Below are 24,047 nucleotides of genomic sequence, written 5' to 3'. Positions count from 1 at the left end.
AGAAGCTAATGTAAATGTATTAGTGCAATCTGTCAATGAAATGAGTGAATCTATAAAAGAACAAACTGAAGGCTTAGGACAAATCAATGAAGCTATAGCTCAACTTGAAACTCTTACGCAAGAAAATGTAGAAGTAGCTAATGCTACAAATACAATTACTCAAAGAGTTAATGGTATAGCAGAAGAGATATTAGAAGATGTGAATAAGAAGAGGTTTTAGGGGAGAAGAGAGAGTTTTAAGCTATGAAAATAATCTTAGAATCTATTACATTAATTTAATCACCTCGCGGAAATAAATCCAAATAAAATGGTATTTGGATTTATAAGAAAAATTTTAGCATTGCAACGCAGAATCTAACTCTACGCGTTGTTGTCCTATGCGATAAAGCGCAAAGTCATAGCGCATAGGATCTTTAGGACAAAGAGTTTTAAGATTCTGACTTAGCTCAATCACAGCTTGCAAATCCGCACTTTTGCGTGTTAAAAGCCCGAGTTTGCGTGCTGTATTAAAAGTGTGCGTATCAAGCGGTATAAGCAACTCACTTGGCGCGATTTCACTCCACAGCCCAAAATCTACGCCATCTTTTCGCACCAGCCAGCGCGCAAACATATTCCACCGCTTCAATGCACTGCGCCCACGCGGATTAAAAGGCACAAGATTTTCTGCACTCCCTAGCGCAAAGCTTAAGCCTTGCGAGCTCTCAATCTTAAGCGTGCGCGCAATTTCCCAAAGATGCGCAATCGTGTGATAAATGGCATTGAGGATTTTAAAAGGCGTGTGCGTGGCGTGTTTATAACCATGCAAAAAAATCTCTTTCACCCCACCTTGCGCACATAAGATTCTAAAAATCTTTAGCAAATGCGCGATATCCTCCGCACTCTGAAAGCGATAATACAAAGAAGGATTTGGCGTGAGGCGCTCCTGTATAAAATCCTGCATAGAATCTTGCATACAATCCCGCATGCAATCCTGCGCGCTAAAAAGCCCAAAATCAACGCGTGAAAGAAAGCTCACAATCGCGCGTGCATTCCCATATGAGAGCAACGCACAAAAAAGCGCAATCTCAGCAAAATGCCTATCATGCGCATATTGACGCACGACAAGAAGCGGATCTGGCAACTGCGCGCGAGTTTGCAATTCCTCACTAAAAAGCGCGTATTGAAAATCTAAAAAATCTTTAAAACGCTCAAAACTTCCCAAACCAAAATCCCTACAATCGCGATTGGCGCGACAAAACGCACTAAGAAAATCCAGAATCTAAACTGCCATTTCCCCAAAAAACTTCCTGTGATTTCTTGCAAAAACTTTGTTTTAAGCTTGTAGCCTACAAAAATCACCGCCAAAAGCCCGCCCAAAGGCATAAGAAAATTCGAACTCACAAAGGCGATATTCTCAAACAAGCTATGATTAAACAGCCTAAAGCTCGGCGCAAACGCGCTCAAACAGCTCACAATAATAATCTCGCCCAAAATCCATATCCCAAAAGTGAGAATCCACACGCTTTTAGCCTGCGAAAGATTAAATCTATCCTTAAACGCCGCAACCGAAGGCTCTAAAATCGATACCGCCGAAGTAATGCCCGCAAAAATCACCGCAAGAAAAAAGAAAAATCCCACAACCTCGCCGCTGTGGCTAATGGTAGTATTCATCTTGCCAAATGCAAGCGGAAGCGCTTCAAAAAGTAGTTTCTGTCCGCCCTTTGGCTCTTGCCCAAATTCATACAAAAAAGTGAAAATCATTAGCCCCGCAACAAGCGAAATAATAATCCCGCTTAGCACAATCCACAGCGAGCTTTTGAGGAGATTCTGCGATTGTGGCGCATAGCGCGCGTAGGTAAGGATCGTCCCAACACCCAAAGAAAGCGAGAAAAACACCTGCCCTAGCGCCTCAATCACCACGCGCGAAGTAATTTTGTTAAAATCAAATTTAAACATAAAATCTACACTTTTCCCAAAACCACTCATATTCATCGCATAAATCAGTAACCCAATAAAAATCACAAAAAGTAACGGCATAAAGATGATATTAAAACGCTCAATCCCCTCTTTTATGCCCGTTGCAACAATAAAAGAGCTAAAAAATAAAATCACACTAAAGCCAAAAGACTGATACCAAAAAGAATGCTCGTTTAACTCTAAAAAAAGCGCTTCCGACTCTTCCACACTGCTGGGATACCCCATAAATGCCATCACCAAATAATACGCAACCCAACCTAAAATCACCGCATAAAGCGACAAAATAAAAGGTCCAACCACCACGCTAAAGCCAAAAAAGTGTAATCTCTTGTTAGGGGGCGTGTTTGAGCTACGAGAATAAAGCGTAGGGTAACAATCAAGTGCATTTTTGCGCGAAGCCTGCCCAAGGATCATTTCAGTAATGAGCAATGCCACGCCAATGCCAAAAGCTAGCAATACATACAGCACCACAAACGCACCACCGCCATTAAGCCCGGCTGTGTAGGGGAATTTCCAAATATGCCCTAAACCTATCGAGCTCCCAAGCGTGGCCAAAATAAAGCCAATTTTTGAAAAATACATTTTCCCTCCTTGCGTGTTTGCGTGCTGTTTTGGTTTAAGCAAATGATTGTAGCATAAAGGGATATTTTCTTGCTCGCTTATGAGGTATATTGTCTCTTAAGGGCAGATTCTACGCTTTTTTGCGCAAGTTCTTTAAAATTCCACATAGCCAAAATAGCACATAATACCCACAAGCCCGGCTCTTGCACCATTTGTATAAAAGCTAGGCACAGAAGTTTTAACGCCCAACCCCAAGCCAAAGCCTTCAATAATATGATAAAACCCGCCAAGCTCTAGCGCAGCGCCACCGATATTTTTTTGCTCGATATTGCGTGGTGTGTGGCTAAGACTCATATATTCCGCCCCAAGCTTTGCATAGGCGAGCAAATTATTAAACTTATAGCCAACTTTTGCGCCAAGCCCTAAGCTATAATATCCGCCATCAATGACAGAATCTAGCGGATAGACATTGCCTTCCAAATAGCCTCCGAGCAAGACATTGTCAAAAAAGCGCGCTTTTTCTATACCAAATAAAATGCCAGAAATATTTTTGCTGGGAATCTCGCCCTTTTGCAGGCTAAGATTCCCAAAGCTATAGCCTATGCGGAAAAACTCATAACCCTGCAAAGTGCTAAGGAAGCTAAAAGTAAAGCCAAGAGTTAGGAATATTTGCAGAAAGAATCTAGACGGGAAAAATAGAAAAAACAGGCGGTGGGAAAAATTTCTAGCCCATTTTTCTTTTTCACCCTCCGCCGACAAATTGCAAAATCTCAATTTCATCATTTTCTTTGATTGGTGTTTGCGCCCAATTTTTTGCATGCACTACCTGCGTATTTTGCGCCAAAGCGATTGCCTTAGCACTTGCTCCCACCTCAGCGACAAGCTCTTCAATCGTGCTTGCGCTGCATTCATAAGATTCCCCATTAAGAGTGATATGTGCCATGACTACCCCTTTTTGCGTGAGAATCTAGCGGGATTCTATCACGCTAGCTCTTTAATCCAAACCCTCTTTTTTAATTTGTGAAATTATCTCGCGAGAAAATACAATCACACCTGCTACCACACCACCAGAGAAAAGCCCTAGCAAGAACACAAGCCATTTGCGCGCTTTAATCGTTGGCTTTGTATCCACATTTGCTTTTGGGACAAAAAACGCATCTTGCACCGCACCTTCGCTTAGCATTGCTTCATGACGCAATCTATCTTGCTCCAACGCAAGTAGTGTTTCATTCTCGAGTTTTGTTCTTTGGTTTTGCAAACCATCAAGCGAAGCTTGAAGTTGGTTTAAGTAAGTAGTAAGGGTTTGTGTTTGGCTTAGAGATGCGGATTCCTTTATATCGGCATCTGTCTGTAAAATTTTAGAGTCAATATAGGGAATTTGCACTTCTTTTATACTTTTTATACGCGCGTTAATGATGGTGATTGTGTCTTGAATCCTTTTTACATGTCGTTGTAAAATAAGTCTATTTTTTTCTTGTATATACGCTAGCACATCATTAGCAATTTTTTGCGCATCTTCACGCTCTTTGCCCTGCGCTTCGATTCTCAAATATGGCAGCTTGCCTCTTCCTGAACTATCTGCGACAAGCTCAACCTCCGTAACTCTCATACGGGGCTTTTCTGCATCTTCTTCGACAATTTTCTTAGATTCTATAAACACATCTTTAATTTCTTGTGCAAGCTCTTCTACGCTCGCAAAACGCTGTCTTTTTCCATCATTATCTGTGATATATCCTGTATCAATAAGCGCGCTCACCTGATACGCCGGCTTCACAAGCACATACAAATATAAAATCGATCCTAGCAATCCAAGCAACAAGCACACACCAATAGTCACCTTATAGCGCAACACTATGCTGATAAACTGCTTTAGCTCATCTCTCCCCTCTTTTTTACCCTCTACCTTTGCTTCCATACGCACTCCTTTTCACAAGTGATTTAAGTTAAAAAATCCGCGATTATACACTCTTTATATTTAAATTCTTTTTAACCTGCGCTTGCAAAAGTGCTTTCATATAAGCACTTTTTGGCATGCTAAAAACCTCTTTACTCGCGCCTTGTTCGAGCACTTTGCCATCTTTTAGCACCAAAATATTATGACTTAGCGCTTGCAAAATTTCCAAATCATGCGTGATAAAAAGAAGTGACAAATCAAGCTCTTTTTGCAATTGCAACAAAAGGCGCAGAATCTGCTTTTGCGAGGATTTATCAAGCGCGCTTGTAGGCTCATCTAGCACCAAAATATTTGGCTTTAGCGCAAGCGCACGAGCGATACTTACGCGCTGTCTTTGCCCACCGCTTAGCTCGTGCGGATAGCGATTTGCTAATTCTTTATCCAACCCAACGCGTTGCAAGGATTCTATCCGTGCGCGTGTCAGAATCTCATTGCGCGCATTTTTATCTTTACGCGCGCCCTTGCCTTGCAAAGCCACTTCCAAGCCCTCTGTGATAATCTCGCCTATACGCATTCTAGGGCTAAGCGAAGCAAATGGATCTTGAAACACAATGCTAATTTTTTGACACAGCGCGCGCGCTTGCGCATTTGTAAAGTCCCTTATATCCTTGCCAAAAAAGCGCAACGCACCGCTATGGCGCATAAGGCGCAAAATACTAAAGGCTAGGCTTGACTTCCCACTGCCAGATTCTCCAGCTACACCTAGAATCTCGCCTTTATGCAAGCGCATATTTACGCCACTAACAAGCGCCTTATCTTTTTTGCGCAAAAATCCTCCGCTTGCAACCACCGCGCTAAAATCCTGCAATTCCAAAAGAATTTCCTCGCTAAAGTTATTAAGCCTAAATTCTCCAAAATCAAGCGCGTTTAAAAGCTCCTTTGTATAAGCCTGCTGTGGCGCGCTAAAAAGCTTATCCGCGCTGTTAGATTCTATAATTTTGCCCTTTTGCATAACGATGATTTTATCCGCAAAGTCCCTCACCTGCGCCAAATCATGCGTGATAAGAATAAGCGCACAATTTTTTGCCAAACTTCCCAAAAGCTCTATAATTTGCGCCTGTAAAATGCTATCAAGCGCGGTTGTTGGCTCATCGCAAATGAGAATCTGTGGCTTATTAATCACGCTTAGCGCGATGAGTGCGCGCTGTCTTTGCCCACCGCTTAGCTCGTGCGGATAACGATTTGCTAGCTCAAAATCCAGCCCAACGCGCTGCATTGATTCTGTAAGAATCTCATTAAGACGCGCTTTTGTAGGCTTTGGATTATGCAAAAGATAGGTTTCTAAAATTTGCTTGCCAATTTTTTGCAAAGGATTGAGCGCGCTTAGTGGCTCTTGCGGAATGTAGGCGATTTGCTTCCCACGCAGTGCGCGCCAATTTTTTAGCTCGCTTAAATCTTTCCCTTCAAAAAAAATGCTTTGTTTTGGAAACTTTGCCTGTGGCAAGAGATTTAGCAAAAGTTGCGCAAGCATGCTTTTGCCACTGCCAGATTCTCCCACAATGGCGAGAATCTCATTTTTTTCTAGCTCAAAATTGATACTTTGCAACGCAAAACTTTCGCTCACGCAAAAATTTAGATTCTGCACTTTTAAAAGCGACATTTCTACTCCCAGCGCTTAAAAAGCGTGTGCGGGATATGCAGTAAATCAAACCACTTGCCGATAAAAAACCTCTCCATCAAATCCAAATCCGCAGTCTGCGCGTAATAGCCAACAATGGGCGGGGCGATATGCGCGCCTAGCTTTGAAAGTAAAAGCATATTTTCTAACATTATCGCATTTAGGGGCATTTCACGCACTGCTAGTAAGAGAATCTTGCGCTCTTTTAGCACCACACTTGCAGCGCGCGTGATTAAATTATCGCTAATGCCATGCGCGATTTTTGCCAGCGTATCGGTGCTTGTGGGGATTATACAAAGTGCTTCAAGTCCAAAACTCCCAGAAGAAATACAAGAATCTAGCGCGTGAGATTTTAAAAGTGTGAGATTTGCGCGCTTTAAGCCTAAAATCGCACTTTCAAGCGAGCGCGCACAATCACTCTTAAAAGCGCTTATCTCGCGCTCATACACCTTTAGCGCGCCTTCACTTGGCACGACAAAAACTTCAATATCTTGGGGCAAAGATTCAATAAATCGCAATGCCAAATGCACGCCACTTGCCCCGCAAATCCCAACTGCGAGCTTTTTTGGATAATTCATAAAAGCACACCTTTATTTTTGTTTGTGATTTTTACGCGCACGACTTTGCCACTTTGCGTATTTTTAGCATTTATCACCTCGCCAAAGCTCCCATTTTGCAACGCTTCAAGGCTGTTTTGCATGCTAAATCCCTCACCTTCACTCTGCACCAACACAAATTCGCCCTTTTTTACCAAAATCTTTGGGCGCAGTTTGTCTTTGCTTACAAAGCTTCCTTTTGCAAGATAGACTTTCGCGCTTGCAAGAGTTAAGTCGCTCTCACACGCAGGCAAAGCAGAAAAGCGCTCAAACGCCACTTCTTGCGCAAAGATAGAATCTTGCAATTCCTCGCCAGCACTCACATTGCGCGTTGTAGAAAGAATTTTCACAAACGCATGCACTTCATATTGCAAAAAAATTTTTTTCTTATCCTGCGGGAATTTCGCCACAAGCGTGCCACTAGATTTTTTGAGCGCGCTACTTTTGCCAAAAAGTTCAAAATCCGCGTTTGTGAAATCCACGCCCTGCAATTCCTCTAAATTGCTAAATTTTATAGAATCCACTCGCAAACTCTGCGGGCAGTTGGCATTAAAAAAATCCGTGTAGAGCTTTTGGAGAAATTCTCGTGGCTTTTGGAGCTTCAAACTTGCTTGATAGGTGAAAAGTACTTCTTTAAAAGGCGTTTGCAATTTGTAGCCATTGCGTTCAAAAATGCGCGCCACCTCAAAAGAAGGCATTATAAGATTTAAAGAATCTTGCGGTATCACAGCGAGCAAAAAGCGCTTTTGGATTTCTGGGAAAAGCGTATGGGCGTAAATTTTAGAATCCTCCACGACATAGCTTTTTGCAAGGCTAAATTCTTGCTTTGTTGGGAATTGCGCTAGCTCATCGGCGTAAAAAACACAAATAAGAGCGCAAAATAAAAAAAGCTTTTTAAAAAACATAGCTATATCCTACGCTCACGCCAAGTAGTTGATTAAACACGACAGGCGCGGTATTTCTAATCGCCACAAAAGAATCTGCACTCTCTCTAATGTCCGTAAAACGCTTAAACATCACTTCAAGGCGGTGTTTTGAGCGATACACATAGCCAAGTCCGAGCCCTAGCACGATCTTATTTCCCGCGCTAAAGGCATTTACGCCTCTATTGCCAAACTCATCGCACCAACGCGATTGAAAATCAATCTTTGGGCTATAAGACACATCAATCGCCACGCTTATGGCGTGTTCATAGCGACTTCCTAGCGTAGTGTCCAAAATCACGCTAAGCCCCACACTATACATACTCACTCGATATTCCCTAGAAAGTGTGCTACGCGCGCTGGTGTAAGGCTCAAAAGACTTTGCATTAGCATACTGCCCATATAAACGAAAGCCCACATAAGGATTTGAAAAATACATAAATCCTAATTTCAAATCATATCCATACCCAAAGGGATAATCTGCTCTATATGCTTGTGCGGCGGTATTTTCAGCGCGAATAGTTGGGATAAGCGCCCCGCCAACACCCACAAAAAGCCCGCTTTTTTCAGAAGCGATTTTGCCCCACTCAATGGGTGGCTTGCTAAAAAGATTGCTATAATCAAGCGGTTTTAAGGACTTTCTGCGCTCTTCTTCACTTGATCGCTTTTGTTCTAAATCTTGCAAAGCGCCCTGCTCTGCGTCATTATCTGTCAAGTCATTTTCCTGCAAAGTTGCGCTTTGCTTTTGCGTGTTTGATTTTTTAGCAATTTGTGATGTTTGCGCACGATTTTTAGTTTGCGTTGTGGCTTGCGCGCGCTTGGGAGAATCTACGCGTTTTTGCGTAGATTCTTGCGTAGAATCTTGCAAATTTGCCCCCTGCGCCACAATCCCACAAAGCAAAAAAACGCTCACAATCTTTTTAATCCCGCACACAAACTCACCTTAAAAAATAATTTTTCGCATTATAATGAAAAGATTCTAAGCAAAGGTTAAATCAAACTGCGCGATTTTATGTGATTTTCTTTTGTATAATTGCGGAATCTAAAGATTTCAAAGGAATTTCATGGGCAGCACCTACCCACAAATCAGCAAAAAAATCCTAAGTCTCACAGGCAAGACAAACGCGCAATACAAGCTCATACAAGAGGGCGACAAGGTGCTTTTGGGCTTAAGCGGAGGCAAAGATTCTATCCTTTTAGCCACACTTTTAGCCTATATGAAGCGCCACGCGCCTTTTGATTTTGAGGTTAAGGCGCTCACCGTGGATTATGGGCGCGGGGGCGAGTATGAGTATATTTTTGAATACTGCGAGCGCATCGGAATGCCCTATGAGCTCTACCGCACGGATATTTATAAGATTTTAGAGGATCACAAGAGAGAGGGGACGATATATTGCAGTTTTTGCTCGCGTATGCGTAGGGGTGCGCTTTATACAAAGGCGCTAGAAGGGGGCTTTACCAAGCTTGCTTTGGCGCACCATTTAGATGATGCGGCGGAGAGCTTTTTTATGAATCTCACCTATAATGGCGCGCTACGCTCAATGCCACCAATCTATACTGCGCACAATGGGTTGAAAGTTATCCGCCCGCTTATTTTTGTGCGCGAGCGCCAAATTATTGACTTCATCGCGCATAACCAAATCTATATCGCGCCTGATTGCAATTGTCCCATAAATTGGCTTGATGATGACAAACGCCCCTTTGCACGCGAAAACACAAAGCAATTTCTCGCAAGTTTAGAATCTAAAAATCCAGATTTTTTTAAATCACTCAAAAATGCTTTCTCGCACCTGCACGCGGGAAGCTTTTGCGATGAAAAGTATTTAGAATAGGTTTTATAGAATCTAAAAGATTTTAAAGCGGTGATTTCGTCATCGCGAGCGTAAGCGAGACAATCGAAGATTCTTAAAAAATTTTATATGAGCGCGAAGCGGAGCTTGTGTAGGCTTCGCCCGCACAAGTGATATAGTAAAAAACAGCGCGCCTACTCCCCAAACACGCGCTTGTAGATAGAATCTACACTTTTGGTATAGTAGTCAAACTCAAAGCACTCGCGCACCGCATCCGCACCGATAAGCCCCACAAGCTCGCTATCTGCTAGTAAATACTGCAGATACAAACTCTCGCCCTTTTCATTGAGCGCACTTTTGCCCTCTTGCAGATCTTGCCACACTTTCATCGCGTTGCGCTGGACGATTTTATACGCATCTTCCCTTGAGACGCCCTTTTTGGGAAGCTCCAAAAGTATGCGCTGGGAAAACACAAGCCCGCCGGTAAGATTTAGATTTTTTAGCATATTTTTAGGATAGACGACGAGCTTTTTTATAAGATTGCTTAAGCGCACAAGCATAAAATCCGTGGTGATAAAGCCATCAGGCAAAATAAAGCGCTCCACGCTTGAATGGCTGATATCGCGCTCATGCCACAGCGCGACATTTTCCATCGCAGGCAGGGCGTAAGAGCGTATCATACGACAAAGCCCGGTGATATTTTCACTCAATACAGGATTGCGCTTGTGTGGCATAGCAGAGCTTCCTTTTTGCCCGACTTCAAAGAATTCTTCAGCTTCATACACCTCTGTGCGCTGTAAATGGCGGATTTCCACCGCAATTTTTTCACAGCTACTTGCAAGCAGTGCAAGATCGCTCATCACGCGCGCATAGCGATCACGCTGGATTACTTGATTGCTCACAGGCGCGGGGCTTAGTCCTAGCTCCTCGCATACAAGCTCTTCTAGCTCGATTGGCGTATGCGCGAGATTCCCCATCGCGCCACTTAGCTGTCCTACGCTTATGGTTTTCATGCTAGATTCTAGTGCTTTGAGGTGGCGCCCTATCTCATCATACCACACCGTGCACACCAGCCCAAAGGTGATAGGCTCGCCGTGGATCCCATGACTGCGCCCAACCATAAGCGTGTATTTATGCTCCATTGCGCGCGTTTTTATCGCTTCGCGTAAGTCTTGCAAGTCTTTTATGATGATTTTTAGCGAATCGCGAATCTGCAACGCCACCGCCGTATCAATGCAATCGCTTGAAGTGATGCCATAATGCACCCAGCGCGACTCTTCACCCAAAGACTCCGCCACGCTCGTGGTAAAAGCTATCAAATCATGCTTTGTCACCGCCTCGATTTCATCAATGCGCGCGATGTCAAAGCGCGCGTTTTTGCAGATTTTCTCACAATCAGAATCTGGAATTAGTCCCAAGCGATTCCACCCGCGCACAAGGGCTTTCTCCACTTCTAGCCACGCGCTGTATTTCGCCTCCATACTCCAAAGATTTTTCATCTCACTTCTTGCGTATCGCTCAACCATTTTTACTCCTTTTTGCTTGCCTTTAAATTATTTGTAGATTAGAATCTAAAGTGCAATTCTAGCGATTTTTGGCTTTATAATTTTAATTTTTTTCTGCGACCACAAAGAAAGAAAATTTCAAAAACTAGAAAACACGCTTTACGCCCTTACATTTAAAAGCCCATCGTAGTGGTAGTGAATCTCTTGCTCTTTTTTATCCTCTTCTTTGTTTTCAGACGCGTTAGAATCTGCATATGCGCCATTGCCCCCACCGCTGTCTTTATTGATATTTTGCGCCTCATCAGCTGGCGTGATAGATTCTATTTCTTGAAGTTTGCGCTCAAACTCATTGAGGCTCGCCTCTTGCACGATGTCAGGGCGTGCCTGCGCGTTTGATAGCGCGACTGAACTTGCTTGCGTGTTTTGGTTGATATAAGTGATATTTCCTACAAAGCTTACCGCCATAATCCCCTCCTTGCAAGATTTAGCTCTTAAACTCTAATCGCTGGTATTTGGCATAGACTACATTCGCGCCTTGTGTGATTTTCACAAATTTGCGTTTGGTATAATCGACTGATAAATTCCCTCCCTTAATCCCGCAAAGCTCGATGAGAATCTGCCCTGCTTTTTGCAACACGGATTCCGCCACTTTAGCCTTCCCGCAAAAAAGTATCATATGCGAGCTAGGTACATCGCGCACATGTAGCCATATATCCTCAGCGCTTGCGGCTTTTAACAGGGCGATATTTTGGCTAGCATTTTTGCCAACGCCCACTTTCACCCCTGCGATGAAAAACACTTCAAAAGCTGTTCCACTTTTTTTGTCATTTTTTTTGCCACTTTGCTTTTGCGGGGTGAAAATTTTTAGCTCTTCAAGGCTAGTAGCCTTTTGTATAAGGGCTTTTTGGGAATCTAAAAAACGCAGGGAATCTTGCAAATTTTCTATTTGCAAATGAAGATTCTGCGCTTTTTTGGCGTATTTTTTTGACAGCAAAAAATAATACTGCGCTAAATCAGAAAAACTAGCAATTTCCTTTGGGATAGGGATTTGTAAGGTTTTAGATTCTGTAGGATTAAGAGAATCTAAATTTTGCTCCAAAAAAATATGCGAGGCATAAATACTTGTAGGCTCAATCTCATGCAAATGCGCCAAAATACAGCGCGCAAAAAGTGCGCTCTGCTCGCTTAAATGCTCTAATTCATTTTTATCCGGCAAGTTTTGCAGGCTTTTTTCTAGCACAAGTTTTTTAGAATCTAGATTTTTCTGCGCTTGGGCTTTGGCAGATTCTAGCTTTTGAGCGCAATGCCTTGTAAAAAGCTCACATAAAAAGGCTTTATTTATATTTTGGGAATCTACATTTTTAGAATCTTGCAACAATTCTAACGCACGCGTTTGCTGGGGAAGCTTTGGTAAGATTCTGCCAACTTGCAAAGGACGCTTTGCATTTGGCAAATGGCGCAGAGCCTCGATAACCACGCGCTTTTGATTAAGTAAAATCGCATTGGTAAATTTCCCGGTAAATTCAAACTCAAGGCAAAAAGATTCACTTTTATAAGAAGACTTTGCCAAAAAATGCAGACACAAAATGCGATTATTCCCATCTGTGTGGCAGTCTGTTAAAGTGGCATTTGTGCAATACTCGCGCAACTTTAAATCCATCGGCGCATTAAAAGACTTCACCCCCAAAATCTCGCGCTCAATACAATAAATCCCGCTATTCCCACGCGCTAAATCGATATAAAAAAGCGTGTTTTCTAAATTGAGCAAAAACACATTATCATCAATGCGCTTGCAAAAATAAATCTTTTTAAATTGAGCTATATAGCGCGCAATTTGCTGCAAAAGCGTGAGATTCACAATTTCACCCTACATTTTTTATTTCAAATTTCTTTGGCTAATTTTTCTAGCTCTTTTTGAATCTGCTTATTAAAAACTTCGTAATATTCCTGCTCTTTTGGGAGCTTTTGGGCTAAGTCGCTCAAAATCTCGGCATAATCAGGCAGCAGCAACTCACCCTTAGTAATGAGGTATTTCAAATACAGCCAATAGGTGTTGATAACATCGCTTTGGCAGTAAGATTCTATGCGCTCTAAACCATTTTGCAGGTTTTCTTTGGATTCAAAAAAGCACTCATACACCTGTGCGCCATCCATATCATATTTCCCCACAAGTCCGCTCATTTGACAGAGTGTATCAAGGTTCAGCCCGCGCACCGCGCCAAATCCACCTAAGCTATCAAGTAAATCTGTGTGAAATTGCTCGCTGTAGCGTTGGCGGTAATTTTCCCATTTTGTTTTGTTAAATTGCGGGTTTATCTGCTCGAAAAATCCGCTTGCATCGATATTGTAACGCATCGCGCGCAAACTTAGCGCAATCATATCAAAGCCCCTGCCATTGAAGCTTACAAGTTTTGGTTGCTTTTTATTAAAAAATTCCCAAAAATCGCGCAAAAGCCCACATTCATAAGAATCTAACAACTCTAAGGACAGAGAATCTGCATTTTTAACTTCTTGCAAAAACTCCTCTTTTGCCTTTCTGCCAAAGTTCCCAACCTTGATAAATCGCCCAAACTCATCGCTCATCACGCTTGAAATGCTAATAACACGATGAAATGGAATAGGCAAAAATTCCGAGCCACTTTTTTCTTTTTGTTCTTTAAAAGCGTGCTCGCACACCTCTTTTTCACTTAGATTCTTTTCAAAATCAAACTTCGCGCGCAGTAAATGCGTATCCGGGATCGTCTCTATGTCAAACACACAAATCATTCTCTAAACTCCTTTAATCTAAATTAGAGCGAAATCAAGCTACAATTGCAGATTCCAAATTGTAGCTAATGAAAGATAAAAAGGGGCGAAAATGTATGCACTTCTAAGTGTGAGCGATAAAAGCGGGATTGTGGAATTTGCGCGTGAATTAGTGGGCTTAGGCTATAAAATCTTAAGCACAGGCGGGACGCTAAAGACTTTAGCAGAATCTGGCATAAATGCGCTTGAGGTGAGCGAATACACGCAAAGTGAGGAGCTTTTTGATGGGCGTGTGAAAACCTTGCACCCAAAAATCGCTGGGGGGATTTTGTATCGGCGGACAAATGAAAGTGACATTGCAAGCGCAAAGGCGCATAATATCGCGTCAATTAGCCTTGTGTGTGTGAATCTCTATCCGTTTAAGCAAACAATTGAGCGCACTGATGATTTTGCTGAAATCATCGAAAATATCGACATAGGCGGACCAAGCCTCGTGCGCGCAGGGGCGAAAAACTTTGAATCCGTGCTTGTGGTGACGGATTGCAAGGATTATGCACGCGTGATTGAGGCGTTAAAGACAAACAATAACACGCTGGAACTACGCAGGGAATTGATGATAAAGGCATTTTCACATACAGCAAGCTATGATTGTATGATCGCAAATTATATGAATGGGCGATTTTGCGAAGGCTTTGGGGAGAAGCAATTTATCGTAGGAAGCAAGGTGCGCGATACGCGCTATGGGGAAAATCCGCATCAAAAAGGCGCGCTGTATGAGTTTGAAAACTTTTGGAGTGAAAATTTTAGAATCTTAAAAGGCGAGCCGAGCTTTAATAACTTCACCGATATGAATGCCGCGCTTTTGCTTGCTAGCGCATTTGGCGAGGCAAAGGCGGTAAGCATTGTAAAGCATGGCAATGCCTGTGGCTTTGCGATAAAAGAAAATTTACTAGATTCTTATGTGAGCGCGCTAAAATGCGATAGTGTGAGCGCATATGGTGGCGTGGTGGCGGTAAATGGCGTTATTGAAAAAGATTTGGCGCAGAAAATGAATGAAATTTTTATCGAAGTAATTATCGCTGCAGGGATTACAGATGAGGCGCTAGAAGTATTTGCGTCAAAAAAACGCACCAAAATTTTTATACTTACAAATGCGCGCAACACGCTAGAATTTGCGCTTGATAAGTATGATTTTAAGCACATACAAGGGGGCTTTGTCTATCAGCAAAGCGACAAAGTAGAAAAAGATGAGGTGGCAAATGCAAAGCTTGTTAGTCAAAAAAGCGCGCCAAAAGAGCAAATGCGGGATTTAGAAATCGCGTATAAAATCGCAAGTCTCACAAAATCAAATTGCGTCACTTATGTCAAAGATGGCGCGCTGGTGGGCATTGGAATGGGTATGACAAGCCGCATAGATTCTGCGCGCGCAGCAATGCAAAAGGCAAAGGACATGGGACTTTCCTTGCAAGGAAGCGCGATGGCAAGCGAGGCGTTTTTCCCATTTAAAGATAGCGTAGAACTTGCCCAAAGTGCGGGGGTTAGCGCGATAATCCAGCCCGGGGGCAGCATACGCGATGATGAAGTGATCGCAGAATGCGATAAACACGGGATTGCAATGTATTTTAGCGGTGTGCGCCATTTCTTGCATTAAAAGTTAATGAGAATCTTAAATACGGGGCTAAAAAATGAATGAGTTTTTGCAAAAAGCGCAACAACGAAGGGAACAAAGAGAATCTAATCGCACCAAAAGGACGCAAGAGGGGCAAAGATTTAGCAAAAGGCTTGATGGCTACACGCAGGATTTAGAAAAAAATCTTAAAAATATTTTAGATGAAAATGAAACGACAAATATCACAAATGAGGAAAAAAGCTTTACAGAGGCATTAAAGGCAAGAAAAGCGCAGGTGCAAATGCACTCTCAAACGCAAACACATTTTCAAACACAAGAGCGAGCGCAAAAAACACATGCGCCAAAAACACCCGCCCCAAAAGCGCAAAATCCCCAAACGCCAGCTCCCAAACAGGATTTGCAAAATACAAAGGATTCGCAAATTGTAAAGGTGTCTCAAATTATAAAGGATTCGCAAGATGGGTGGGATTCCCAAATCACGCAAATTACACAAATCACGCCAAGCATGGAAGATTCAAAGATTGTGTATCTACATCAACAAAATACAATCAAAACAAAAAGGGCAAATTTTGACATAAAATCGCGCAAAAGAGAGCTCGAGCGACAAAAGATAATGAAAAATTTCATGCAGAATCTAGAAAATTTTGCGTCCAAAAATTCAGAAGAAACAAGCAAAAACACCGCAACCAACAAGGGAATTCTTTATAAGTGGTGGTTTAGACCGCTTATAATTGTGGTATATGTTTTAATCCTTTTATTTATGTTTTATATTTTGTAAATATGCGTCTAGCTCGTTTATAAGCGTTTCAAGGGAAGTTGGATTCTTTGTTTGGGCGTTTTTTATTTCTAGGATTTTAAAGCAGAGTTTTGCGGAAAGGTTTTTTTGCTTTTCTAGCGCGTGTGTGAGCGCATTAGCCTTTTGTGTGATTTCATCTTGCAAAGGTGCTTCAAGGTTTTCAAATCCTTGCAAAAAATTTGCAGTAAGTTCGCTCAAAGCCTCTTGCAAACGCGTTTTTTCTTGCTCTAGTTTTTGATAAATTGAGCTAATTTTTAAAAACGCGAGCTCTTGTGGGTGAAGTGTTTTTTCAAGGTTTAGCTTAATTTGCTCCAAAAAATGCTCGCTTTCAATCTGCAGAGTTTTTGCCCGCTCACTACATTCAAAAAGGCTTAGTGCAAAAAGACTTAGCGCGCGCTCTTCGCGCTCTTTGGGCTGATTATTTTGCGCATTGCTTTGTAACGTGTGAGAATCTAGCGTTTTAGATTCAAAAATAATATTTTTATGCTTAAAACTTATGCCAAGCTTACTCATAAGCTCCCTTGTCTGCGGGCTTATCTCAAGGTGGTTTAGGTGATTGTAATACGCGCTAAAAAGCAAATCTTTTTCATAAAACGACAGCGCGAGGGAATCTATTTTTTCTAAATTTTTATTAAATCTTGCGATAAAATCAGCCAAAATTTGCCTTATTTAAATGCGTGGCTTTCGCAAGATAGGAATCAAAGACTTTGATATTTTCGCGCATTTTTGGCAATGCGTTTTGCTTGTATTCCTGCGCGGAGTGCAAAGCATCCAACACATCATCAAACGCGCCCTTTAGCTTCTCCATATCTAGCATCGCTTCACTCGCGCCCTCTTGAATAGCCTTGCCCTGCTCTTTTAGCGCTTTTGCATTATGCGCGATGAGATCGCTTGTCTGCTCGTTTATCCCCTGCACCGCGTTTAAAACGCGCTTTTGCTGATCCAATCCTTGCGCGGTGATAACCGCCACACTTAGCGCATTAAGCGTTACAGCCTTTGTGCGCTCAACCGCGTTTATAAGTTCTTTGTTGTTGTTTATAAGCGTTTTTAGCGCAAGCTCACCTTGCGTATGCACAGCGATTTGCTGGCTTAGATCGATGATTTTTTGCTTCAAGATAAAAAGAATCTGCTTTTCAAAATCCGCCTTTAGCGCGTCATTTTCGATCTCTGCAAGCTTATTTTCCGCATACAAATCAGCTTCTTTGAGAATATCTAGCTTTGTTTTGAGTAACGCGCTTAAAGACGCGTTTTTCTCCGCTTCAAGCGAAAGCGTAATATTATCCCTTATTAAAATCTCCTTACCCTCGTCAAGCTTTGCCACAAGCTGATTTAAAATGCTCTTATTTGTGTTAAATTTTTCAAAATATTTTTTAAATTTCTGCGTTTGCTTACCAAAGATTCTATCAAAAAACGACAGCTTAAAATTATGCGGATTAATAGAATCTATATTTGCCCTAATCGCATTTAGCGTCTCAAAAATAAATCCATCATTTTGCTCAAAATGCGCTACATTGCCCTTGATATTTTCACACAGCGCGAGAGATTGCTCCTTTTCATCTTTATCAAATTCATCGATGATATCCCTTGAAATCTTCCTTTCACTTAGCGCTGTATCAAAGCTTTGTATAAGAGCATTTGACATAATTTTCCTTTGTTTTTATTTTAATTGTAGCATTTTATTTTTTGAAAATAAATTTTATGTTATGCTTTTTGGCAAATTTTACACTTTAAAGGACTTGTGATGATAGATTTTGCTTTGATTCTGGTTGGGATTTTGGTGGCGTTGCTTGTGCTGGTTGTTTTGGTGGCACTGCTTTTCCGCCGTGTGGTGGCGACAAATGAAGTGCATATTATCCAATCTGCCAAAAACACCACCTCTTTTGGCAAAGACACCGGAAATGGCAATACTTACTATGAGTGGCCCTCTTGGCTGCCTATTTTTGGGGTGACAAAAATCGTTTTGCCTGTTTCTGTGTTTGATATTAACCTCAATGGCTATGAAGCCTATGATAAAGGCAGGGTGCCTTTTATCGTGGATATTACGGCTTTTTTCCGCATTAAAGATTCTAATGTCGCGGCGCAAAGAGTGAGTAGCTTTAGTGAGCTTATCGAGCAGTTGCGCGCGATTATTCAAGGATCAGTTAGGACGATACTTTCTTCCCATGAGATTGAAGATATTATGCACTCAAGAAGCACTTTTGGCGATAGCTTTACCAAAGAAGTGCGCGAACAGCTCGCAAGCTGGGGCGTTGAAACGGTGAAAAATTTGGAGCTTATGGATATAAGGGATAGTCAAGATTCTAATGTAATCCGCAATATCATGGAAAAGAAAAAATCTCTCATCGAAATGCAAAGTCGCGTCGAAGTGGCAGAAAATATCAAAAATGCTGAAATCGCTGAAATCAACGCCGAGCAAGCCACGCAGATCCAAGAACAAATCGCAAAGCAAGTCGTGGGACTAAAAACCGTGGAATCTCAAAGAGAAGTTGATATCTCCGCGCAAAAAGCCGCACAGCTTGTTAAAGAGCAAGAAAAAGTCACCAAAGAAAAAGAAATGGAAGTCATCAAAGTCGCTGATATCAAGCGCGCAGAAATCACCAAAGATGTCAATGTCGTAAAGGCTGAAGAAATCAAGCAAACCGCCATCATCAACGCAGAAGGTGACAAGCAAAAAGATATCTTAAAAGCTGAAGCATTGCTAGAATCTAAAAAGCGCGAGGCTGAAGCATTGCTAGAGATGAAAACTAAAGAATCAAAAGGTATCGAGCTAGAAGGTGCCGCAAAAGCGCAAAGTGAAAAGCTCATGCAAATGGCACCAATCGAAGCGCAAATCTCACTCGCACAAGAAATAGGCGAAAATCAAGGCTACCAAAGCTACCTCATCTCAATCCGCCAAATCGAAGCCTCTCAAGCCATAGGTATCGAGCAGGCAAAAGCGCTTGATAAGGCTGACATCAAAATCATCGCAAACGCAAATAATGGCAATGTCAATGAAGGACTCCAAAGTGTGAGCGAGTTTTTCTCCGCAAAAGGTGGCACGCAACTAGGCGCAATGCTTGAAGGACTCGCACAAAGCGAGCTAGGCAAAAACTTGCTTGATAAAATAAGTCAGAAAAAAGAGCAAAAATAGGCGCACTTAAAACAACATTGATTCTGACGCATTAAAATATCTTTTAGTAAGATTTTGGCAAAATACGCGGCTTGAAAAGATTTAGCAAAGCTTAAAAGCGGTGCAAACTCTATGCAAAGGCTAGAAGTATGAATGTAGGGATTATCGCGCTTATGCTAGGCGTTTCGCTTGTTTTGGGGTTTTTTGGCTTACTAGCATTTGTCTGGGGACTGAAAAATGGACAATTTGATGATGAAAATAAAATGATGGAAGGCGTGCTTTTTGACTCGCCTGAAGATTTAAACAAAGTCGCTAGCGCCGAGGATAAACAAGACTTTTTGCAAGAGCTTACGCACAATCCCAAACACAAATAACATAAAGGAGAGAAAATGTCTGAAATCTATGATATTGCCATTATTGGTGGCGGACCCGGCGGGATTGCTTCGGCGGTTGAGAGCATAACTTTGGGGATTAAAAAGCTTATTATGTTTGAAAAGGGCGAAAATCACTCTGCGACTATCCGTCAATTTTACAAAGACGGCAAGCGCGTGGATAAGGACTATAAAGGGCAAAAAGTCGAGCTAAACGGAAATATCTACTTTGTCGATGGCACCAAAGAAAGCACGCTAGATCTTTTTGATGAATTGCTAAAAACAAAGCAAATTGATGTGCGCTTTAAAAGCGAGATAGAATCTGTGCGCAAAGAAGGGGAAATTTTTATCGTGCATACAAGCGGCGGACAGAGCTTTAAGGCGCGCTTTGTGATTATTGCTATAGGTAAAATGGGACAGCCAAATAAGCCAAGCTACCAAATCCCCTCATCAATCCGCAAAAAAGTGCAATACAACGCAAACAACATAGAATCTGGCGAAAAAGTGCTTATCGTTGGCGGGGGAAATTCCGCTGTAGAATACGCAAACTTCCTTTGTCAAAGCAATGACGCAACGCTTAATTACCGTCGCAGCGAATTTAGCAGGATTAATGAAGTTAATAATGAGCAATTGCAAGATTCTATCCAAAGCGGAAAGCTTAAAACTAGGCTAGGCATTGATATAAACGCGCTAGAAGATAGTGAAGGAAAAGTCAAAGTGTGCTTCACTGATGGCACAAGCGAGGTGTTTGATAGGGTGGTGTATGCTATCGGTGGGGCTGCGCCTGTGGATTTTCTCAAAAAATGCAATTTAGAGCTTGATGAAAACGGCGTGCCTGTGGCGACAAACCATGAAAGCTCGATAAAAAATCTTTTCATCGCTGGGGATATTTTGTTTAAAAGCGGTGGCTCAATCGCCGCAGCGCTTAATCACGGCTATGAAATTGTGCTTGAGATTAAAAAACGCTTAGATTCCATACAATAGGCGCGCGTCAATGAAGCTTATTTCTTGGAATGTCAATGGCTTGCGCGCATGCATGAATAAGGGCTTTATGGATTTTTTTAACGCTGTGAATGCAGATGTGTTTTGCATACAAGAATCTAAAATGTTGCGCGAACAAGCTACATTTGATTTCCCAAACTATGAGGAATACTGGAATAGCGCGGAAAAAAAGGGCTATTCTGGCGTGGCGATTTTTAGCAAACAAGTGCCTTTAAATGTCGCCTATGATATGGGAATCACGCACCATGACAAAGAAGGGCGCATTATCACCGCGGAATATAGCGATTTTTATCTTGTCAATGTTTATACGCCAAATAGCAAGCGCGAGCTGGAACGCTTAGAATACCGCATGGAGTGGGAAGATGACTTTCGCGCGTTTTTGAAAAACCTAGAAAAGCATAAGGGCGTCATCGTATGTGGCGATCTCAATGTCGCGCATAAAGAAATCGATCTTAAAAACCCCAAAACAAACCGCCGCAACGCCGGCTTCACCGACGAAGAGCGCGAGAAAATGAGCGCGCTTTTGGATTCTGGGTTTATTGATACTTTTAGGCATTTTTACCCGGACAAAGAGGGCGCTTACACTTGGTGGAGTTATATGGGAAAAGCTAGGGAAAACAACACGGGTTGGCGGATTGATTACTTCCTTTGCTCGAAAATTTTAGAATCCAAATTGCAAAACGCGTGCATTTACCCAGAAATTTTAGGAAGCGATCATTGCCCTGTGGGGTTGGAAATTAAAATTTAAGGTTTTATTCCTTTGAAATGTATCACTTTGGCTAACGCCAAAGCTCCGCTCCGCTTCCAACTGCGCGGAAGTGAATTCCGCTTTGTTTCCAGCTTCGCGCCCATACCTAGCGTTTTTTGGTTACTAAGATTTTGTAGATTCTGTAACGCTATTTGGTAGTTTTAAGAATCTTAAAGCATTGGCTTTGTGGGCTTTGCAGAAATAACTTGCGTCTTGCACACCACATCATAAAATGTCCGAGAATCTTTCCTAAAAAGCGCCATCAACACGCCAACAATACTTGCCACACTCACAATCCACAGCAAATAGCGCAAGAATGCAATTAAAAATGACGGATTGCGCTTGGATTCTGAAAAATTGTTAGAATCTGGCTCATTGACAAGTCGCAAGCCCGCGTATTTGTAGCCCGGCGTCTGCCCGCTTAGCGCAAAAAAGATTGAAAGCACAATCCCAAAAAGCGCCACACAAATAAAAATCGCCACCTGATTTTCCAAAAATGCCTCTTTAGAGCCCAGCACAAGGTAAGTCGCCACATACAAAATTGGCATATTTATCATAAACATATCCGTGACAAACGCCACAAGCCTATCGACGAGGTAAAAAGGCGCTTTTTTGCTTTTTTGCGCGTGGCGTGCGCTTGTGGCATTTTTCGCACCTTGTGCGTGAGAATCCTTAGTTGCTAAAGTCTTGCGCCAGCGCACCTTTTGCTGTTTTGGCATTAGTTGCCTCTGCTGCCGGGCTTTATCGCCACACTTCCTTCTTTGCACATTGGGCAGTCTTTTGGCTCATACATTTCAAAGACAAAGTCCTGCAAGGCAAAAAGTGGCTTATCCTGTGGAAGTTTGGCTAATGGACTAGGCGTTAGCTCAGAATCTACGCGCTTACAAAGCCCGCGATTTGCAAGCCCAGCAAAGCCCACGATTTCCGCACCTAGCGCCTCTACACATTTAGCAGATTCTAGTGCTGAACCGCCTGTGGTGATAATATCTTCGCAAATCAGCACTTTTTCACCCTTTGCCACTTCAAAGCCACGGCGCAAAGTCATCTCACCATTCACGCGCTCTGTGAAAATAAAGCGTGCCTTTAGCGCGCGCGCTAGCTCATATCCAGCCAAAATCCCGCCAAGTGCAGGTGAGCACACACAAGAGACGCTCAAACCATATTGCGTGATTTTTTCTGCCAAAGCAGTTGCGAGGATTTCTGCGACTTGTGGATTTTCAAGCACCTTTGCTGATTGCAAATAGCAAGAAGAGTGATTCCCGCTACTTAAGAGAAAATGCCCATTTAGCAGTGCGTTTGATTGCAGATAATATTGTTTAATATCCATTTTTGCCTCCTTGTATTTGCGTGTAGTGCGGGATTTTACAGATTCTAAGGTTTTAGAATCTCAAACTATATTGCAAGAAATTCACACTCGGACCATTTTCAAAAGTGTAATCAATCAAATCATAACCTATAAAAAGCTCGTGTTGTTTGTAGTTAAAAATCGGACCAAAGGCGATGGTGGGCAAAATCCCAATCTTTTTGGCGCGCGTGGTTGTGGGGGTAAGCGTATCAGAATTAAGTGCAAAATCGCGTATGCCAAAAGAAATCAATCGCGCACGGAATCCAAAGTAGGGATTGACATACGCGCGGTATTCAGCAGAGATTCCAAAGCGGTAGATTTGAAAGGCGTTGCGCTCATTTGGGTTGAAGTTAAAATCGCTGTAGCTATTGCTAAAGCGATCAAAAAAGACAAAAAGGCGCAGGGAATTATTTTTTTGCACGACAAAATTATATCCGCCCTCAACGCCTATGCCATAGCCTAAGCCTATTTTTGGGCTTGCTAAAGCATTAAGATTAAAACCTAGATAAAATTTTTGTCGCGGATCTTTTGGCTTTTTTGGCTCTGGCTTGCCCGCAGCCTTATCAAGCAATGCTTGACGCGTCTTTTCTACCTCTTGCAAAACCTCTTCAGTAGGCTTCAAATCAGAATCATAGCGCACTTCTTTTTTATCTTCAGTCCAAATCATCTTAGCCTCGCACACGCACGCGCACAAAGCTAATAAACTCAAACCAATCAAACTTCGCTTCAAGCTTTCTCCCTCTAAAATTCATATCAAAAATTTTTGCGTAATTTTAGCATTTTTGGATATACTTAAGCTTAAAATTCTCTTAAAGGATTTTTCCATGAAAAGCTTGAAAAATGTTTTTTTGCTCCTTATTTTTGGTGCATTTGGCGCGCTTACTTTTTGCTTTAGCCAAGATTTGCTTTCAGGATTCTACAAAACACATGTAGGGAAAAGCGGGCGTCAAAGCATTGTAGAATTTTTCCAAAAAGATGGAAAATACTATGCCTATGGCTTTGCAAATGTCGATGGCACGCCACCTGCAAAAGATATCCACAATAAGAATCCAAACCTGCGCGAGCGCTATGACAATGTGACGATTTTTATATATGGCTTAGAAGGCGATGATGGAACTTACAAAAATGGCAAGGTATATAATTACGATAGTGGCGAGATTTATTACGCTAAAATCACACTTGAAGGCGACAAACTCACTTTGCGTGCGAGTATGGATTCTGCTGGGATTATAGGCGAGACAAAAATATGGAGCAGACTAAGTGATGAAGAGCTAAAACCTTATCTTTCCAAAAAGCCTCCATTGCAAGAAGTGCTAAAAAGCCTCAAGGATTGGGAACAATAATGCTAAAATTGCAAAAATAATTTAGATTCTCTAAAAATTTAAGACTTTTAAGGAG

General features: G+C 42.1%; 26 protein-coding genes and 1 pseudogene. 9 read left to right on the top strand and 18 right to left on the bottom strand.

Annotation, left to right across the window (positions count from 1 at the left end; all coding sequences use genetic code 11):
• Positions 1 to 220 (top strand): annotated as a pseudogene (locus tag CQA49_RS03585) (methyl-accepting chemotaxis protein); the annotation flags it as partial.
• Positions 221 to 334: 114 nt separating this feature from the next.
• On the opposite strand, the gene CQA49_RS03580 reads toward CQA49_RS03585, so the two are convergent.
• From CQA49_RS03580 to CQA49_RS03540, 9 genes are all read right to left on the bottom strand, one after another.
• Entirely contained in the window at positions 335 to 1,201 is an 867-nt protein-coding gene (locus CQA49_RS03580) for a TIGR02757 family protein (protein WP_181882598.1), read from the bottom strand.
• Positions 1,168 to 2,538, bottom strand: a complete 1,371-nt coding sequence (locus CQA49_RS03575) for a sodium-dependent transporter (RefSeq protein WP_115574597.1) — start codon at positions 2,536 to 2,538, stop codon at positions 1,168 to 1,170. Before CQA49_RS03575 ends, CQA49_RS03580 begins: the two co-directional genes overlap by 34 nt.
• Positions 2,539 to 2,670: 132 nt before the next feature.
• Positions 2,671 to 3,297 carry a hypothetical protein gene (locus CQA49_RS03570; RefSeq protein WP_115574596.1) on the bottom strand — a complete coding sequence of 209 codons (627 nt, stop codon included), beginning with the start codon at positions 3,295 to 3,297 and terminating at the stop codon, positions 2,671 to 2,673.
• On the bottom strand, positions 3,260 to 3,460 hold the full coding sequence (gene thiS / locus CQA49_RS03565; RefSeq protein ID WP_115574595.1) for a sulfur carrier protein ThiS: 201 nt from the start codon (positions 3,458 to 3,460) through the stop codon (positions 3,260 to 3,262). The genes CQA49_RS03570 and thiS overlap by 38 nt, the downstream gene beginning before the upstream one ends.
• 51 nt (positions 3,461 to 3,511) lie before the next feature.
• On the bottom strand, positions 3,512 to 4,432 hold the full coding sequence (locus CQA49_RS03560) for a hypothetical protein (protein WP_115574594.1): 921 nt from the start codon (positions 4,430 to 4,432) through the stop codon (positions 3,512 to 3,514).
• A 43-nt stretch (positions 4,433 to 4,475) separates the two neighbouring features.
• On the bottom strand, positions 4,476 to 6,071 hold the full coding sequence (locus CQA49_RS03555) for an ATP-binding cassette domain-containing protein (RefSeq protein WP_115574593.1): 1,596 nt from the start codon (positions 6,069 to 6,071) through the stop codon (positions 4,476 to 4,478).
• A gap of 2 nt (positions 6,072 to 6,073) precedes the next feature.
• Positions 6,074 to 6,667, bottom strand: coding sequence for a UbiX family flavin prenyltransferase (locus CQA49_RS03550; RefSeq protein WP_115574592.1), 594 nt, complete (start codon positions 6,665 to 6,667; stop codon positions 6,074 to 6,076).
• Positions 6,664 to 7,590, bottom strand: a complete 927-nt coding sequence (gene flgA, locus CQA49_RS03545; protein WP_115574591.1) for a flagellar basal body P-ring formation chaperone FlgA — start codon at positions 7,588 to 7,590, stop codon at positions 6,664 to 6,666. The genes CQA49_RS03550 and flgA overlap by 4 nt, the downstream gene beginning before the upstream one ends.
• Positions 7,580 to 8,542, bottom strand: a complete 963-nt coding sequence (locus tag CQA49_RS03540; protein WP_115574590.1) for a hypothetical protein — start codon at positions 8,540 to 8,542, stop codon at positions 7,580 to 7,582. The genes flgA and CQA49_RS03540 overlap by 11 nt, the downstream gene beginning before the upstream one ends.
• A gap of 130 nt (positions 8,543 to 8,672) precedes the next feature.
• Here CQA49_RS03540 and CQA49_RS03535 point away from each other — a divergent pair, with 130 nt between their 5' ends.
• Positions 8,673 to 9,440 (top strand): ATP-binding protein, encoded by a 768-nt coding sequence (locus CQA49_RS03535; protein ID WP_115574589.1) that lies wholly within the window; start codon positions 8,673 to 8,675, stop codon positions 9,438 to 9,440.
• Between the two features lie 152 nt (positions 9,441 to 9,592).
• Here CQA49_RS03535 and purB read toward each other — a convergent pair whose 3' ends face one another.
• The 4 genes from purB to CQA49_RS03515 form a co-directional block, all read right to left on the bottom strand.
• The gene (gene purB / locus CQA49_RS03530) at positions 9,593 to 10,924 is read right to left on the bottom strand and encodes an adenylosuccinate lyase (RefSeq protein ID WP_115574588.1); all 1,332 of its coding nucleotides are present in this window, start codon (positions 10,922 to 10,924) and stop codon (positions 9,593 to 9,595) included.
• A 138-nt stretch (positions 10,925 to 11,062) separates the two neighbouring features.
• Entirely contained in the window at positions 11,063 to 11,368 is a 306-nt protein-coding gene (locus CQA49_RS03525) for a hypothetical protein (protein WP_115574587.1), read from the bottom strand.
• 19 nt (positions 11,369 to 11,387) lie between these two features.
• Positions 11,388 to 12,761 carry an NFACT family protein gene (locus CQA49_RS03520; protein WP_115574586.1) on the bottom strand — a complete coding sequence of 458 codons (1,374 nt, stop codon included), beginning with the start codon at positions 12,759 to 12,761 and terminating at the stop codon, positions 11,388 to 11,390.
• Positions 12,762 to 12,784: 23 nt separating this feature from the next.
• Positions 12,785 to 13,669, bottom strand: a complete 885-nt coding sequence (locus CQA49_RS03515; protein WP_115574585.1) for a 3'-5' exonuclease — start codon at positions 13,667 to 13,669, stop codon at positions 12,785 to 12,787.
• A 91-nt stretch (positions 13,670 to 13,760) separates the two neighbouring features.
• Here CQA49_RS03515 and purH point away from each other — a divergent pair, with 91 nt between their 5' ends.
• Together purH and CQA49_RS03505 are read left to right on the top strand one after the other, a co-directional pair.
• Positions 13,761 to 15,299, top strand: a complete 1,539-nt coding sequence (gene purH, locus CQA49_RS03510; RefSeq protein WP_115574584.1) for a bifunctional phosphoribosylaminoimidazolecarboxamide formyltransferase/IMP cyclohydrolase — start codon at positions 13,761 to 13,763, stop codon at positions 15,297 to 15,299.
• A gap of 34 nt (positions 15,300 to 15,333) precedes the next feature.
• On the top strand, positions 15,334 to 16,056 hold the full coding sequence (locus CQA49_RS03505; RefSeq protein ID WP_115574583.1) for a hypothetical protein: 723 nt from the start codon (positions 15,334 to 15,336) through the stop codon (positions 16,054 to 16,056).
• Here the strand turns inward: CQA49_RS03505 and CQA49_RS03500 are convergent.
• Positions 16,033 to 16,731, bottom strand: a complete 699-nt coding sequence (locus CQA49_RS03500) for a hypothetical protein (protein ID WP_115574582.1) — start codon at positions 16,729 to 16,731, stop codon at positions 16,033 to 16,035. The two genes, CQA49_RS03505 and CQA49_RS03500, sit on opposite strands and share 24 nt — an antisense overlap.
• Positions 16,724 to 17,716: a toxic anion resistance protein gene (locus CQA49_RS03495; protein WP_115574581.1), complete on the bottom strand. Its 993-nt coding sequence runs from the start codon at positions 17,714 to 17,716 to the stop codon at positions 16,724 to 16,726. The genes CQA49_RS03500 and CQA49_RS03495 overlap by 8 nt, the downstream gene beginning before the upstream one ends.
• A 99-nt stretch (positions 17,717 to 17,815) precedes the next feature.
• Between CQA49_RS03495 and CQA49_RS03490 the strand changes: the two genes are divergently transcribed.
• The 4 genes from CQA49_RS03490 (at position 17,816) to CQA49_RS03475 (ending at position 21,304) form a co-directional block, all read left to right on the top strand.
• Positions 17,816 to 19,204 carry an SPFH domain-containing protein gene (locus CQA49_RS03490; protein WP_115574580.1) on the top strand — a complete coding sequence of 463 codons (1,389 nt, stop codon included), beginning with the start codon at positions 17,816 to 17,818 and terminating at the stop codon, positions 19,202 to 19,204.
• A 128-nt stretch (positions 19,205 to 19,332) separates the two neighbouring features.
• Entirely contained in the window at positions 19,333 to 19,557 is a 225-nt protein-coding gene (gene ccoS, locus CQA49_RS03485) for a cbb3-type cytochrome oxidase assembly protein CcoS (protein WP_115574579.1), read from the top strand.
• 15 nt (positions 19,558 to 19,572) lie between these two features.
• Entirely contained in the window at positions 19,573 to 20,538 is a 966-nt protein-coding gene (locus CQA49_RS03480; RefSeq protein WP_115574578.1) for an NAD(P)-binding domain-containing protein, read from the top strand.
• A gap of 10 nt (positions 20,539 to 20,548) precedes the next feature.
• A complete protein-coding gene (locus tag CQA49_RS03475; protein WP_115574577.1) occupies positions 20,549 to 21,304 on the top strand; it encodes an exodeoxyribonuclease III in 756 nt (251 codons plus the stop codon).
• Between the two features lie 170 nt (positions 21,305 to 21,474).
• Here the strand turns inward: CQA49_RS03475 and CQA49_RS03470 are convergent, their stop codons facing one another.
• The 3 genes from CQA49_RS03470 to CQA49_RS03460 are packed head-to-tail and all read right to left on the bottom strand — an operon-like array spanning position 21,475 to position 23,379.
• Entirely contained in the window at positions 21,475 to 22,023 is a 549-nt protein-coding gene (locus CQA49_RS03470) for an RDD family protein (protein WP_115574576.1), read from the bottom strand.
• Positions 22,023 to 22,631 carry an orotate phosphoribosyltransferase gene (gene pyrE / locus CQA49_RS03465; protein WP_115574575.1) on the bottom strand — a complete coding sequence of 203 codons (609 nt, stop codon included), beginning with the start codon at positions 22,629 to 22,631 and terminating at the stop codon, positions 22,023 to 22,025. The genes CQA49_RS03470 and pyrE overlap by 1 nt, the downstream gene beginning before the upstream one ends.
• 52 nt (positions 22,632 to 22,683) lie before the next feature.
• A complete protein-coding gene (locus tag CQA49_RS03460) occupies positions 22,684 to 23,379 on the bottom strand; it encodes a hypothetical protein (protein ID WP_115574574.1) in 696 nt (231 codons plus the stop codon).
• A 94-nt stretch (positions 23,380 to 23,473) separates the two neighbouring features.
• Here CQA49_RS03460 and CQA49_RS03455 point away from each other — a divergent pair, with 94 nt between their 5' ends.
• Positions 23,474 to 23,992 carry a DUF2147 domain-containing protein gene (locus CQA49_RS03455; protein ID WP_115574573.1) on the top strand — a complete coding sequence of 173 codons (519 nt, stop codon included), beginning with the start codon at positions 23,474 to 23,476 and terminating at the stop codon, positions 23,990 to 23,992.
• Positions 23,993 to 24,047 lie beyond the last annotated feature (55 nt).

The sequence above is a fragment of the Helicobacter sp. MIT 00-7814 genome (assembly GCF_003364115.1).
In the GTDB taxonomy this organism is placed as follows: Bacteria; Campylobacterota; Campylobacteria; order Campylobacterales; family Helicobacteraceae; genus Helicobacter_F.
Note: the sequence above shows the minus strand (reverse complement) of the source record. Positions and strands in the feature narration are given on the sequence as shown.